The following is a 14,048-nucleotide window of genomic DNA, read 5'->3' on the forward strand; positions in this document are numbered from 1 at the left end:
TCGTTCATGCATCGATGCATAGATGGGTGACCGGAATCGCCTGGCAGGCGAGGCACATATCGGGCTCGTCCGGGCCTTGCCCGCTCAGGTGCGAGACTTTTCCCGCGAGGATCTTGATTGCGCAGCTCTCGCACTGCCCGACGCGGCAGCCGCTGGGCATGCCGATGCCCATGCTTTCGCCGAAGCTCAGCAGGCTGCCGCGTTCCGGTGTCCAGTCGGCCTTGAGGCGCGAACGCCGGAATTCGACGGTAAAGCGCTGCGACGGGTCGAGGACCGGCTTCGACGGAGACCGGAAGGCCTCGCTGAAGATGTCGAACGGCGGGACGCCGCGTTCGATGAGGCCCGCCGTGATCGCGTCCATCATCGGTTGTGGGCCGCACAGGTAGAAGCGCGCACGGCGCCGTATCAATGCTTCGTCTACGACGTCCGCGCTTAGATAGCCCTGCAGCTCGAAGTCGCGCCCGGGTACCTCGTTGCGCGGCTGGTTGTAGCAATTCACGACGGTAAGCATCGGCAACCTGCGCTGCCAATGCGCGATTCGCTTCCGGAACGCATGCGTGGCGCTGTTCTGATTCGCGTAGAACAGCCAGGATTCGGGCGCTTGCGCGCCCTGTTCGCCGATCGTCTCCAGCCACGACATGAACGGCGTGATGCCGATGCCGCCCGCAAACAAGACAATGGGCTGCTTTGAGGCGGGCGGTACGATGAATGTACCGCTGGGCGCGCGCAGCAGGAGTTTGTGCCCCACTGCCAGCTCGCGATGGATATACGAAGACATCGCGCCCTCGAAGGGCTTGTCGCTCGCGTCGCGGCCTCGCTGATGACGCACCGCGATTGAATAGCTCCGGCGCCCGGCCTCGGTCGCGCGACCCGTAAGCGAATAGGCGCGCGTCGTCCCGCCTTCGCCCAGTACCGGAGCATGGACCGTGACGTGCTGCCCAGGCAGATAGTCGGGTAGCAGTCCGCCATCCGCGGCGCAGATCGTGACCGAGCGAACGCCGTCGGCGTCCACTCGAATGGCCGACACGACGCAGTCCCTGAATCCTTCCCAGGCACGCCGCGTACGATCGACGGACGGGTCGAGTGCCACGTCGCACGGCACGGCACGCAGCGGCGACGAGCCGCTCAGCGGATCGACAATCGCGCCGGAGACGAGCGCGTTGTAGTTGCTGCTTGCGTTTCCCGAAGGCGCGAGCGCCTCCATGCCGATCTCTTCGCATGCCTGCCACCACCCGTACTCCGCCACGATCACATCCGGCGCAAGCTCGGGAACGACGCTCGCCCGGAATCGCGCAGTGCCGCTCGCACTGGTAACGCGTATCCAGTCACCGTCGGCAATGCCCTTCGTGACCGCGAGCGCCGCACCCAGTTCCGCGATGGGGTAGGGCGCACGCCGCCGCAGGCTCGGCACGCCCCGTTGCTGGCTGTGGCAGTAATAGCCGTTCTTGATGGAGGTGAGCGTGTAAGGATAGCGCCGGTGATCTTCGGCGAGCGCACCACTACCGTGCTGCGGCGCGACGTATTGCGGGACTGCGGGATAGCCGTGCCGATGGAGCTTTTCCGAATAGAGTTCGACACGCCCGGTTTCCGTGCGAAAGCCCCTCGGTCCTGTCGGAGTGGCGCACGCATACTGACGCTCCCGTTGTTCGAGCGGCCGATAGACACCCTCGGGATGCGCGCGCAGCGTCGCGACATCGAGGCCGATCGGTTCGAGCATATGATTCCAGCCCGCCTCGATGCTGCCGCCGAAGAACTGTTCGCCCATTCCGAGCCGCATGGCCAGATCGAAAACGATGTCGTAGTCGGCGCGGCTTTCGCCGCGTGGCGGCACCATGCGTTGTCGTAACTGGACCAGTTCCACGGCCCGCTCGTTGATCTCGAAGCCGAGACGCAGACCTTCGCGCTCCCAGGGCGTATTAACGGGGAGCAGGATGTCGGCGTACCGGGAGGTGGGTGTCTCGAACAGGTCGCAATGCACGTGAAAGTCCAGCGCGCACAGCGCGTCGTGCGCCATGCCGATGTCGGCCTGAGACATCACCATATTGGTACCGAACGCCATGAGAGCGCGCACCCGATACGGCGTGCCGTCGAGAATGGCGCGATAGACATCCCGCGCCGTCACCCAGCCTTGCGCCGGCGGACCGAGTGGACGCTCCTCGAGTCCAAGCGCCTTGGCACGCTGGCGCGGGCTCAGCATCGCATAGTCGCTGACGGGATTCGTCGGCTGCTTTGCCAGTTCGCGGTTCGAGCCTCGGGTATCGAAAGCGCCGGTGAGGGCATACAGCGTGGCGATCGAACGCTCCGTTTGCGTCGCGTTCGTATGCTGCCCCACGCCCGACCAGGCATGGTAGGCAATACGTTGGTGCGGCCCGAGCATGGCCGCAACGGTCTCGATGTCGGCCGCGCGTACACCCGTGATGTCGCTCACGTGCTCGGGGGTGTAGATCGCGAGGGCGTCGCAAAACAGTTCGAACGCGGGCCTGCAGGTCACGGTCGTCGCCCTGCCTGCGGCGTCGAATACGCCAACCTCGTGCGTGCCGCGCAACGCAAGGTCGGAGGGTGTCGTCGTGGGTTCCTCGCCAACAAACTCGTGGCGGTCAAGCGTGCCGTTCCAGACCGCATGGCGATTGCTCGTCGATTTCGGGTCGATATCGCGCTCGCGCAGAAAAAGTCCGTTGTCTTGACGAACCAGCATCGCGCCGTTCGTCCATTCCCGAACGAAGGCGTCGTCGATCTGGCCTGTCGCGATCATTTGCCGGGCAATGCCCATGGCGAGCGCCCCATCCGTGCCAGGCCGCACGCGCAGCCAGACTTCCGCCTCGCGCGCCAGCGCCGTGGGCCGCGGGTCCACCACGATCAGTTTTGCGCCCTTGCGCCGTCCCTGGGCGATGCTGTCCGCCTGTGCAAGCCAAGTGTTGGCCGGATTGGTCCCCCACAGCACGATGACCTCGGCATTCCGGTAGTCCGCCGTCGGCATGCCGCAGCCGAACGTGAACATGTGCGCGAAGTCCTTGTGCCAGTTGCAGATCTCAGTCGCGTAACAAATATTTGGACTGCCGAACGCCCAGACGAATCGCTCCACCCAGTCGATGCTGTCGCTCATCGGCGTGCCGCTTGGCGTCGTCACGCCGAACACCACCGATTCAGCGCCGCTTTCTCGTTTGAGGTGCGCGAGCGTCGTTGCGATCTCGCCCATCGCCTCGTCCCAGCTGATGCGCTGCCAGCCTGGATCGGCCGCCCCTTTGGGCGCGGTGCGACGCATTGGATACAGCACGCGGTTAGGACTGTGCACGAGTTCGGGCGCGGCTTTGCCCTTCATGCACATCGCGCTGCCGGTAGGGTGCGTGTTATCGGGGCGCACCTTGAGCATCATGCCGCCCCGCACCGTGTTGATCGTGCCGCATCTCGACCGGCACAACGTGCAGTAGCCCTTCTTTTCCTGAGTCTCCATCACAGTCCCACGCTATTTCATGAGGGGATGCTAAGTGGCCGGAATGGGCTTGCCAAATTCATATTTTCGACCGAGAGATATATAATTTTTCAATACCTCCGGCCGGGCGCCGCGTGCGCACCGGCACGAGGGCCGGCGGCGCGGATGCACCGCAGTTCAGCGGAGTTGAGCAACGTGGCCACGCACATTACGCTTCGTCAGATCGAATACTTCCTTTCGGTGGCCGATACCGGGCAGATCTCACGATCGGCCGATCTTTGCGCCGTCTCTCAGTCGTCGATGACGATTGCACTGCGCAATCTCGAAGACACCGTGGGCGTGCCGCTGCTTCAGCGCCACGCGCGAGGCGTCCGGCTCACGCGCGCCGGCGAGCGATTTCTGCGTCACGTTCGGAACGCAAGCACGTCGATCGAACTGGCCGTGGTTGCGGCCCAGGAAGAACCGGAACAGATTGCGGGTAACGTTCGGCTTGGCGTGACGGAAACCGTGTCAGCCTATCTGATGCCGCAGATGCTCGCGGCCGTCGCACAGCGCTTTGGCAACCTGACTGTCGAGATTCTTGAAGACACACGTGAGGCGATCGAGCGAAGTCTTGTCGATGGGCGGCTCGATCTCGGTCTGCTATTGGTGTCGAACACGGCCAAGGCGGACGAGCTGAAGTACGAAACGATCCTGCGCTCCACGCGCCGGCTGTGGACCCATCCGGATCACCCCTTGCAAGAGGCGCAGCAGGTCACGCTGGAAGACATTGCGCGCGAGGACTATCTTTTGCTCGACATGGACGAGCACGTCCGCACGGTGCGCAAGTATTGGGGCAAATATGGCCTCGAGCCGCGCGTGCGCATCCAGAGCAAGTCGATCGAGGCCGTGCGCAGCATGGTTGCGCTGGGGATGGGGGTGACAATCCTTTCGGACCTTGTTTATCGTCCCTGGTCACTCGAAGGAAACCGGATCGGCAGGCGCGACCTGAGTATTCCGATTCCGACCATGGACGTCGGCGTCGCCTGGTCCCGAAAGGGCGCTTTGCTGCCCCCCGTTAGAGCGCTGTTAGACCTGTTCCGGTCCTGGAAGAAGGCTGTCCAATAGTCTGTGCGGGACGATACCAGAGTTGAGCCAGTAACGTGATTTCTATGAAAGCACCGGTCAGGATGGGGCGTCCCCACGTCGGTGCCGGAATTGTTTTCTGAAGACTTGCTAAAAATACAAAATAAAATGCCCATATAGTAAAAAGAAGAAAAATTGCAGATTTTATTGATGCCGGCGTTTGCGCCCAACAAGCTGCTGCCTTATTTTTCGCACTTTGCCATTTTCTCAATGGTAGCCCTCAGCGAATTGATAGTGACTATGACGATGTTTAATTACACATCGGCGCGTCAATCCATGCAACTGGTGCCGCACTGACTCAACGATTCCCAGTTGCTCATTGAGCAAACTTTGCTGCAGCGACTTGCAGAGAGGCTTGAAATGCGCTGCCAGGCCGCTTGGGTTTGCCCGCTGCGCGTGGCTATTTGATCGCGACGATTTTGGTACCGCTCGAAGGAGAAATACGCAATCGTTTGCGCGATGCGCGGCGGGCGCTCGCCATCGCTTTGGGGGGCGATAGCGCACGGGGCCAAAGTAAGGTTTAAGAAAGTAAGAATTGTGCAATTTGACTGCCACAGTCAAATGAAAGAATGCCGGACTGCGACCAGGGTGGTTGCGGTATCAAAGATCGTATTCCTACGGGACGGAGCCACGATTGGGTGTGCACCCCTCGAGAAATACTCCGATACCTCCAATGACACGGCGGGGTCCCCGCCGCGGCGGGAAGACTCGCGCCGAATTCCGGAGAATGCATGATGCGCACCACGTTCCGTTTGCTGCCGATCGCAGCGGTCTGTTCCCTCATGGCGGCGTGCGGTGGAGGCTCGAATACGCCGTCACAGACCACCAGCGCGGCGGCGGCGACGCCCGCTGCCCCGACGCTGCTCGTTTCGCGCGATACGTTTGATCCGACCTTCACGATGGGGCTTGGCAGCATTCTGCCGATCAACAATACGCCTGAAGCGACGAGCGGCTCGACGATCGTGTCGGTGCCGTCGACTGCGGTGGGCTTCCCGAACATGTTTACCTTGAGCGGTGGTTCCAGCGCGCTCGATCCGAACTTTGGTGTGACTGCCGACATGGCAATCGACCAGTGGGCGCCGGGCGCAACGGCCCCGACCCTGTTCATGGACGTGACGCAGGCTGCCCAGCAGCAGGGTTTGGAAGACATCACGTCGAGCTTCTCGTCGAAGTCGGAAGACGCGCTGAACCTGTCGCAAGACGGCACCGCGATCACGTTCAACGAATACAACGCGCCGATCGACCAGCTCGACCGTTCGAACTCGAACACCCCGGGCGTGATCGACCCGTCCAATACCGACGTTGCACAGCCGACCTACCGTGCCGTGGTTCAGCTGAACCTGGCAAGCAAGACCCTGCAGGTCACCAATACCAACGGCTTCTCGGGCAACAACGGCCGCGCTTCGGTGCTGGTCAACGGTCAGTACTACATCATCGGCAACGCCGGCAACTCGGGCTCGACGCCGAGCCCGACGTACGGCATCGTCGACACGCTGACGATGGACACCGGCGTGCAGACCATTGCCGCGGGCAGCAGCTGCGCGTTCTCGCAAGTGATTGGCGCGTTCAACACGGCTAGCGGCAGCAGCTATGCCCCGGCTGCTTCGGGCGCCTGCTCGCTGGGCACGATCACCGATGCAAATGCGAGCCTGACCTATTCGAAGAAGACGACCGGTGTTGGCGGTAACCAGTTCGGCTTCTCGTTGGCTCAGGTGTCGGGCCAAACTGCCGACAAGACGGGCAAGGACGACAATTTCCGCGGCCTGTACCTGGGCCCGGACGGTACGCTGTACGTGTCGAAGGGCAGCGGCGGCAACGGCGTGAACACCGTGTTCCAGGTGGGCACGACGGGCGCTCTGGCCAGCGGCCAACTGCCGCAGACCTCGGCGATCACGCCGCTGTTCCTGCCGAACGGCCCGACTGGCGTCGCGGCGACCAACCTGAGCACATCGGCCAACTGGCAGCTGTCGTATGGCACAGCCTTCCCGTTCGGCATGTGGATCCCGAAGAGCAACCCGAACATCATGTTCGTGGCTGACGAAGGCGATCTGACGAGCACGGGCACCAGCATGACCACTGGCGCTGCCGGTGGTTCGGGCGGCCTGTGGGTCTATCAGAACTCGAACGGCAAGTGGACGCCGATCGCCCACCTCACGCAGGGCCTTAACATGGGCACCCCGTACACGGTGACCGACACGAAGGGTGTGTACGGCAAGGCAGGCGCCAGCATGACGACCCAGCCGGACGGTCTGCGCAATATCGCAGGTCAGGTCAACGCCGATGGTTCGTTCACCCTCTACGCGATCACCTCGACGGTGGGCGATACCCTCGCGAACGTGGACGAAGGCGTGGATCCGAATCAGTTGGTCAAGATCACGGTCAACGTGAACGGTTCGACGGTGACGCCGACGGGTTCGGGCTTCAGCGTGATGGAAACCGCTCCGTACGGCCAGGTGCTGCGCGGCGTGGCGCTGGTCCCGACGACGACGTCGAGCAACTAAGTTTCACTCTGGTACGAAGCGCCGTGCAGTGCACGGCGCGTGCTGTTTGGCCTGCATTCTTTGGGATGCGGGCTTTTTTGCTTTTTGTTTTCGCTTGGGTCGATGGACAAGCGCTGAATTGTCGATGATTGGGGTATTCTCAAACCCGCGTAAATCGGTAATCCGTGAGGTTTCGGTGAACGAAAAAGCCCTGCTGCCTGAATGCAACCATTCGGATCCTCCATGACTGAGCCCCGACTGACATTCCTCGACCAGAAAGAATGGGAGAACTGGTTGACGCAGAACGGCGGTACCTCGACCGGGATATGGCTGCGCCTTGCAAAGAAGGGCGCCGGGCGGCCGACCTTGACTTACGGACAGGCGGTCGAAAGTGCCCTTTGTCACGGCTGGATCGACGGGCAAAAGCAGACTGAAAATGAAGAATACTGGTTGCAACGCTTCACTCGACGCTCCGCAAAAAGTATCTGGTCCGCGCTCAACAAAGACCGGGCCGAAGCGCTGATCGCCGCAGGCAGAATGCTTCCTTCGGGCATGCGAGAAATCGAGAAAGCCAAAGAGGATGGCCGCTGGGAGGCTGCCTATACGTCACCCAGCAACTCGGTCGTGCCGGACGACCTGCAGGCCGCACTGGATGCTAATCCCAAGGCCAGCGAGTTCTTTGCGACGCTGAACGGCCGAAACCGCTACGCCATCCTGTTTCGGATACAGAATGCGAAAAAGCCCGAAACACGGGTGCGCAAGATCGAGGAGTTCATCGGCATGCTGAGTCGTGGGGAAACTATTCATCCGTAGGCCTGGGAGTTCGGTGGCCGACGGAAGTGCCGGAGGATGCCGCGCTCAAGCAGTCGAACGCGGTCTAACACGAGTGGCGGTAACCGACCCGAGGATCGAGCATTCCGTCGCCTTTGGTCCTCAGAGGGGGCTTCCGTCTTCCGACTCTTTTACGACGTAGAAGTGATCACCCATTGGCCTGATAGATTTATCTGGAACCTTAGGGGCGAGCAATTCCGCATCCGTCGGGTCGTAGTTCAATGTGTAAGCAACACCTGGTGACAGTGGGGCTGCATCTAACCCCCAGCTCCAACTGTGGAACGCTCGCCCACCGGACGGCGAGAAGTGCAGTTCGATCTCATGCGGATACTTGACCAGGGCGAAATGAATGCGCTGCGAGTCCAGGCCGATAGACGATAGCCCCATCATCAGAGCACCCGCGAGTGGAGGCGCCACGAATGCCGAGGCTGCGCTGCGCCACCGGCGACCAACTGCGTTCTTCACACTACTGACAAGCCAGGCGATCAAGAGCGGCGGCAAGAGAATAACCAGCACAAGGAATATCGTGAGCACGCTCTTATCGAATTCCCAAAGTGCAAAGCAAAGCACGAGGAAGCCGACCCACCGCGCGAAATGCAGTGCGGAAAATCGATCAACGGCCATAGAAGGCGAATTGGTGTTCGATTGCATTGGACTATGGTTGCTGGAGGGAGAAAATCGTCGGTGTTGAGAACAGATTTACTCGGGGCATTCCGGGATAGCCGCGCGATTGTCGACAATATAGTCGTCGCCGTCGAGCATCTGTTAGCGGCCGTAGCTCGACCACGGCAGTCTCTCGGTGGCCGCTAAGGCTGTCAGTCGTCCGCGCTGTATTCGAGCAACGGGTTGAGCACTTGCAGGACATCCACGAAACCTACAATCCTTGAACCTTCAGCCACTTCAATTCGCCGACCGACTCCAAAGGTTCGCGGGTATGCCTCAGGCGACAAAAGCCAGACCTCTGCCTTACCTTGACGCCCTGTGCAGACGCCTGTCGCGTCGAATTCGTGATGCGCCGATGACCAGTAGTCATCGCGCACCTTGTAAATCGGGCGATAGCCGGAAATGATCCTTCTCAATGAGCCGTCTAGTCCATACGCCGTAAGATGGAAGTTCACGATTAGATCAGGTGAGCGAGGAGGGCGAGTCATGTTCTTATGCACTGATGGCTGAGGACTTTAGCCTACTGATTGTCACGGATTTCGTGCGTCGCCCGAACGCCCGCGCCTAACCGACCCCCGACCGACGTTCAGCAGACCAGCGGGCCTATCTCAACTATGTCTGCGCTTTCGAGGGCGAAATCGAGTTTCTGCTTGGGACACAGCTCTGCATTCCCGCGGAATACGTGGATGTCGACCAGCTGATTCGCACCGGTAGCCTCATCGACGTACCGAAAATATTTCTCGCCAAACTTTTCTTCTGCGTCTCCGGCGTCGATGTGCACTGAAATCCGAACGCAAAAATGGCTTTCATACTTGACGAGTGCATCCCCGAGAGTCAACGCATCGACCGGTAGTGCCAAGTCGGTATGTGGACACGGGTTACCTGTATATGCGTATCGCGAATTTTTAGGCCCGCATAAAAAAGGCATCTCCCTTCCTCTTTGCTCGAAATCACGAACGCGATGAACGCCGTCAAATCAGACCTTCACTGGGGGAGTGTCAACGATTCACTCGGCAAAGTCAAATGTTCCTTCATGGCGGCAAGCGACCTCTCACATTACTCCCTATCGGACGTTCGACGGCGCAATGGCTAAAGTTTGCGCCCGTGTTTCCGATATGGATTCAGATAGGTGCGATAGGGTTGCCGCGCTCCGCCTAAACCCGGAGTCCAGAATTTGCTACCGCCGCATAGATCGATGATAATTGCTGGTCGGCGATGGATTGGCCGGTTGCTGCCCAACACGGCAGACCGTCCTACCCGAAGTGCTGTTCAACGATCTTGAAAGCAGCCGGTCGGATCATTCAGCCACCGGCGCAGAGCCTGAAGACCATCTCGGTCGAAATTATGTATTTAGCCGCTTGAATCGAACTTCCGCGACTGTCTGCAAGAGCAACCAGAAGCTGCACCAGATCACTCCGAATCGGATCATCCACTTATTGGCACGTCGAGTTGCTGCGATTTGGAAGTCGAGATACTGTTGAGTCAATTCAAAGACGGTCGTCCCCGAAATCGTCACTCGCTGAAAATGACCGCTGCAGAATTCTGCACGCACAGGAAAACCGATTTGCCCCTGAAACAACTTGGGATCAAGTGGGCCGCAGCCCCCTTTAACACAGCGCGAAAGCAGCGTGGCGTTGTCTCCTGATTCTTGAATAAAGTAGGCATTTGTAATATATGATATTCGACCTACAGAGATTTTATCTATTACAGGATCGCCAGCCGAATTTAGATGGCATATGTCTGAAAGCTTAGATGTAGGCGCCGGCTCCAGCGTTGGCATAACAGCACAAAACAGCCCGGCGGCGGCTGTAGGCAGTATAAAGCGACGCAACTTCGCAATATCAGATCGTTCTGTCATTGATGTGATGCCACTGCTGGTCCCCGAGAATGGATAGATTGTCAGCGATTCCGGCGTCAGTGTCGATCGATACTGGTCCCGTGCGGAAGTTCACTGTCCGCGAGTTATTGAGCGCGACTGCCGCCACGGTCGACGGTCCGTAACCGACCCCCAAGCCGCGCATCGCATTTCCCGAAAGTGGTCATCCCGCTGACTCGGCGGACGCGCCAATCTCAAACGATGGTCTGCGCTCAGGGGCTGGTATCGCGTTCAAGTCTGGCAACCGCGCTTTGTGCGTCGCTTTTGAGCGGGCCGTCTTGTTGAGCTGCCTTCCGATACCAGTACAGAGCCAAAGCTGTGTTCTTTTGCACATCCGAAAACCCTCGCTCGTACATCTGGCCGAGCCAGAGTTGAGCGGCGGCATCGCCTTGCTCGGCTTCCTTTCGAGTATCCTCGAGCGTTTTTTGATACCAATGCTTCGCCTGCGCGGGATCCCGCTCGACCCCTTGACCGTATTCGTAAGCCGCACCAAGCATGTCCTCGGCAAGGGGAAAACCTAATTCCGCGGCTTTCCGAAACCACACAACGGCTTCAGCACGGTCTTTCGGGAGGCCAAACAAGCCATGGCTATAGTAGTTGCCGATTGCGAACATGCTTTGGGCGTGTCCTTGATCAGCAGCCTTTTTCATCAGTGCGAGCCCACGGTCGAGATCACGAGGAAATTTGCTCGTGCCGCTTGGAGTGGAGTAAGAGACAGGGCGTAGTCGAACTATTTCCCCGCCTCTCCTCCCCGAACCGGACTTGCACCTCTCAGCGCATCCGGCTCTCCATTCAAGCGTTGCTCATAGCAAAGGCGACATCAGCGTAGCGCGACTCGATGGTGCTGCGTGTCTCATCGCGCAGGACGTACGGATTTTCCGATGGCGTACGCCACCTGAATTGACCTTTCCGACTGGTAACAAGACGCCGAAGCGCCACCGTCCCATACCAACCTCGACTGTTCTGGCCTTGCAGCACCCATGTTTTAGTCTGGCCCGGCTCTGGTGCCCGGATGTATTCGCGCATCAGCGACAGGAACCCGCGCCGATACCTGCGCGCAAGCCAGTAGCCGAATTTCCAGAAGACTGCGCGGTCCAGTTTTCTAAACATGGTGGCCGTAAAGTCGGTGTATTGATAGAAGGCGGCCCAGCCGGCAAGTTGCCGATTCAGGCTTTCCATCAGGTCCATCCGGTTCATGCCATAGTTTCCCGACAGTTGCTTGACGAGCCTCTCGGCAAAGCCCCGATACTTCACCCACGGAATTGTCGTCACAGGCCGCATGCGACCGCGTGAACCACGCTTGCGGACGATCCGGTGACCGAGGAAGACGAAGCCGTCGTTCACATGCGTGATATGGGTCTTCTCCATATTCAGCGTGAGCTTCAGTTCGCCTTCGAGGAACCCACGGCATGCTTCGCGTACGGCCTCGGCATGTTCGCGGGTCCCCTTGACCACAATCACAAAGTCATCTGCATACCGGCAGTAGGCAATAGCTGGTTTCCACTGCCGGTTTTCTCGAACAGTAATCGGACGCTGCTTGAGAATCGCGAAGTTCCACGCCCACCGATCCTTGCGCACCTTCTTGCTCAGATAGTTCTTCTCCATCCACGCATCGAACTCGTGCAGCATGATGTTGGATAGGAGGGGTGAGATGACCCCACCCTGGGGAACCCCTTCGCTCGCGGCGCGAAACAGATCACGATCAACACATCCAGCCTTGATGAACTTCCAGAGCAGGGCGAGGAAGCGCTGATCGGCGATCCGCTTGCGGATTCCCTTCAGAAGCAGACGATGGTGAACGGTGTCGAAGTAGCTGGCGAGGTCGCCCTCGATAACCCAGCGTCCGGAGACACTGTGTTCACCGCCATCCTGTAGCTGAAGCTTCACCGTGCGAATCGCATGATGTACGCTTCGGGCCGGCCTGAAGCCATACGAAGCCGGATGGAAATCACTCTCCCATATCGGCTCCATCGCCATCAGCATGGCCCTTTGCACGATCCGATCCCGTAGACAAGGGATACCGAGCGGCCTGAGCTTGCCGTTCGCTTTTGGTATATACACGCGTCGCGCGGGCAGCGGGCAATACGAGCCCGCCAACAGTTCTTCGCGTATCGTCGTCAGCTCATGAGGGAGATATGCTTCCATCATGCGCTTGTCGACACCGTCCACACCCGGCGTGCGGGCTCCGCTGGAAGCCAGCGTGATACGAGCCGCCTCGCTCAGCCAATCCCTATCAGCAATCAGTCTCAGAAGTCGATCGAACTTGCGTTCTTTGTTCTCCGTCGACCATGTCGCCAGTTTGCTTTGCATTTCACTGATTATCAAAGGTCTTCACCTCACTGCGGTCAGCTAATTAGCCACGCAAACCACTTAAACTGCCTCCCTTCGCCATGTAGCCGGCTTTCCCGACCTCGGACTACTACGGAGGCTCCGCCAGTCTGCACGTCATCGGGGGCACACTCCCTTGGCATCCGTGCAGACCTTCCCCAGTTCACATGCTGGACTCAACGCATGGGCGAGGTTGCCTGTCGCAGTCTTTATCCTTGCTTGCCGCAAGTTGTCGCGAACACCACGGTCTAGCTGCGCGCTCCCCGTGGTTCCATGCTAACTGGCATACATATCCAGTCAGCACTCGTGCAGCCGGGCCCTACGTGTGACCGGCTGCAGGTCGCGTCCTGCCCATAAAGCGGTGTGGGCAGGGGTGACATTTCAACCCTCAGATGCGGTTCAACAGGTTCGTGTTCCTCAACCGTCCCATGCTCAGCCTGGAGGCTCATCTTGGCGTAACCGCTTCGCCGCAAGCCCCGTTTCCCACGGACTACGTCACCTTGCCAGTGTCGGCAAGTCACCGCCGCTTCGGCTCACTTCCTCTCGCAGCAGAGGAAGGGCATGCCCCGGTACTGCAACGTCAACTCCTCCGGAGTCCTGCATTCCAAACATGCTCAAGCAGCTTCACCCCCATGCGGGCGGGCTACGCTGGCTGGGCGTACCCTAGGACATATCTTTCGCCCAGGCGATATTCAGCCTCAGCGTCGCCTTGCCCAGCAGCCTTTTGATACCAAGCAACGGCTTGTGTTTCGTCCTTTGGAACTCCGCAGCCATTCTCATAGAGGATGCCCATACCCGTTTCGGCGGTCGCGTTCCCTTGTTCCGCGAGTGGGCGCCAGAGCCCGAGCGCGACCGAGCAGTGCCTATGCTCGAGAGCGGCTTTAGCGTCCTCTAGCTGTCCAGCCGAAGCGGTGCCGGCAAACCCGAAAGCCAGTAAGACAAGGGCACCCGCTCGCATTCTCCAAAGGCTGGCGTAGCGGTCCCGAATTGAATTCGTCATGGCGGCTCTTCTCCCCGATCGAAGCAGCATCTGTTGATAATTGCGAACGGATTGTCGATGATCTCGGCATTAGCGTCGATTGGCTGTTCCTGGCCGACGACTGCCCGATGCGGCACGGAAGACGACACCAAATCGACTCTTCGATTAGCGATATGCAAACGTGCACAGAGCGATGGCAAGGATGGTTAGGCCAAATAGAATTGCAAGTGCCCGGACACCGCCAGCGCGGTATGCTTTGGCTTCGCTTGCGCTCGCATCACTCGAGGACTGCCAACTGACCAGATGTCCGCCTGAAAGAACGGCGTATTCGTTTTT

General features: G+C 59.5%; 11 protein-coding genes. 4 read left to right on the forward strand and 7 right to left on the reverse strand.

Annotation, left to right across the window (positions count from 1 at the left end):
- Nucleotides 1–4: 4 nt before the first annotated feature.
- The gene (locus DWV00_RS03955; protein ID WP_115532167.1) at nt 5–3,451 is read right to left on the reverse strand and encodes a molybdopterin-dependent oxidoreductase; all 3,447 of its coding nucleotides are present in this window, start codon (nt 3,449–3,451) and stop codon (nt 5–7) included.
- A 174-nt stretch (nt 3,452–3,625) separates the two neighbouring features.
- Here DWV00_RS03955 and DWV00_RS03960 point away from each other — a divergent pair, with 174 nt between their 5' ends.
- The 4 genes from DWV00_RS03960 to DWV00_RS03970 all read left to right on the forward strand — a co-directional run bounded on the left by DWV00_RS03960 (nt 3,626) and on the right by DWV00_RS03970 (nt 7,848).
- On the forward strand, nt 3,626–4,537 hold the full coding sequence (locus tag DWV00_RS03960; protein ID WP_115532273.1) for a LysR family transcriptional regulator: 912 nt from the start codon (nt 3,626–3,628) through the stop codon (nt 4,535–4,537).
- A gap of 153 nt (nt 4,538–4,690) precedes the next feature.
- Nucleotides 4,691–4,852, forward strand: a complete 162-nt coding sequence (locus tag DWV00_RS33920; RefSeq protein WP_181885345.1) for a hypothetical protein — start codon at nt 4,691–4,693, stop codon at nt 4,850–4,852.
- A 434-nt stretch (nt 4,853–5,286) separates the two neighbouring features.
- On the forward strand, nt 5,287–7,056 hold the full coding sequence (locus tag DWV00_RS03965) for a hypothetical protein (RefSeq protein WP_147297831.1): 1,770 nt from the start codon (nt 5,287–5,289) through the stop codon (nt 7,054–7,056).
- Between the two features lie 222 nt (nt 7,057–7,278).
- Complete coding sequence (locus DWV00_RS03970; protein ID WP_115532274.1) at nt 7,279–7,848, forward strand: YdeI/OmpD-associated family protein; 570 nt, start codon at nt 7,279–7,281, stop codon at nt 7,846–7,848.
- A gap of 120 nt (nt 7,849–7,968) precedes the next feature.
- Here DWV00_RS03970 and DWV00_RS03975 read toward each other — a convergent pair whose 3' ends face one another.
- From DWV00_RS03975 to DWV00_RS35035, 6 genes are all read right to left on the reverse strand, one after another.
- Nucleotides 7,969–8,517, reverse strand: coding sequence for a hypothetical protein (locus DWV00_RS03975; protein WP_147297832.1), 549 nt, complete (start codon nt 8,515–8,517; stop codon nt 7,969–7,971).
- Between the two features lie 164 nt (nt 8,518–8,681).
- Nucleotides 8,682–8,984, reverse strand: a complete 303-nt coding sequence (locus tag DWV00_RS33595; protein WP_147297833.1) for a hypothetical protein — start codon at nt 8,982–8,984, stop codon at nt 8,682–8,684.
- Nucleotides 8,985–9,871: 887 nt separating this feature from the next.
- Nucleotides 9,872–10,387: a hypothetical protein gene (locus tag DWV00_RS33600; protein WP_147297834.1), complete on the reverse strand. Its 516-nt coding sequence runs from the start codon at nt 10,385–10,387 to the stop codon at nt 9,872–9,874.
- A 230-nt stretch (nt 10,388–10,617) separates the two neighbouring features.
- Nucleotides 10,618–11,055 (reverse strand): tetratricopeptide repeat protein, encoded by a 438-nt coding sequence (locus DWV00_RS03985; RefSeq protein ID WP_115532171.1) that lies wholly within the window; start codon nt 11,053–11,055, stop codon nt 10,618–10,620.
- Nucleotides 11,056–11,197: 142 nt separating this feature from the next.
- Nucleotides 11,198–12,715, reverse strand: a complete 1,518-nt coding sequence (gene ltrA / locus DWV00_RS03990; protein ID WP_115532172.1) for a group II intron reverse transcriptase/maturase — start codon at nt 12,713–12,715, stop codon at nt 11,198–11,200.
- 661 nt (nt 12,716–13,376) lie between these two features.
- Entirely contained in the window at nt 13,377–13,763 is a 387-nt protein-coding gene (locus tag DWV00_RS35035; RefSeq protein WP_425452703.1) for a tetratricopeptide repeat protein, read from the reverse strand.
- Nucleotides 13,764–14,048 lie beyond the last annotated feature (285 nt).

Origin of the sequence: Trinickia dinghuensis (assembly GCF_003367175.1) — a bacterium.
Lineage (GTDB): Bacteria > Pseudomonadota > Gammaproteobacteria > Burkholderiales > Burkholderiaceae > Trinickia > Trinickia dinghuensis.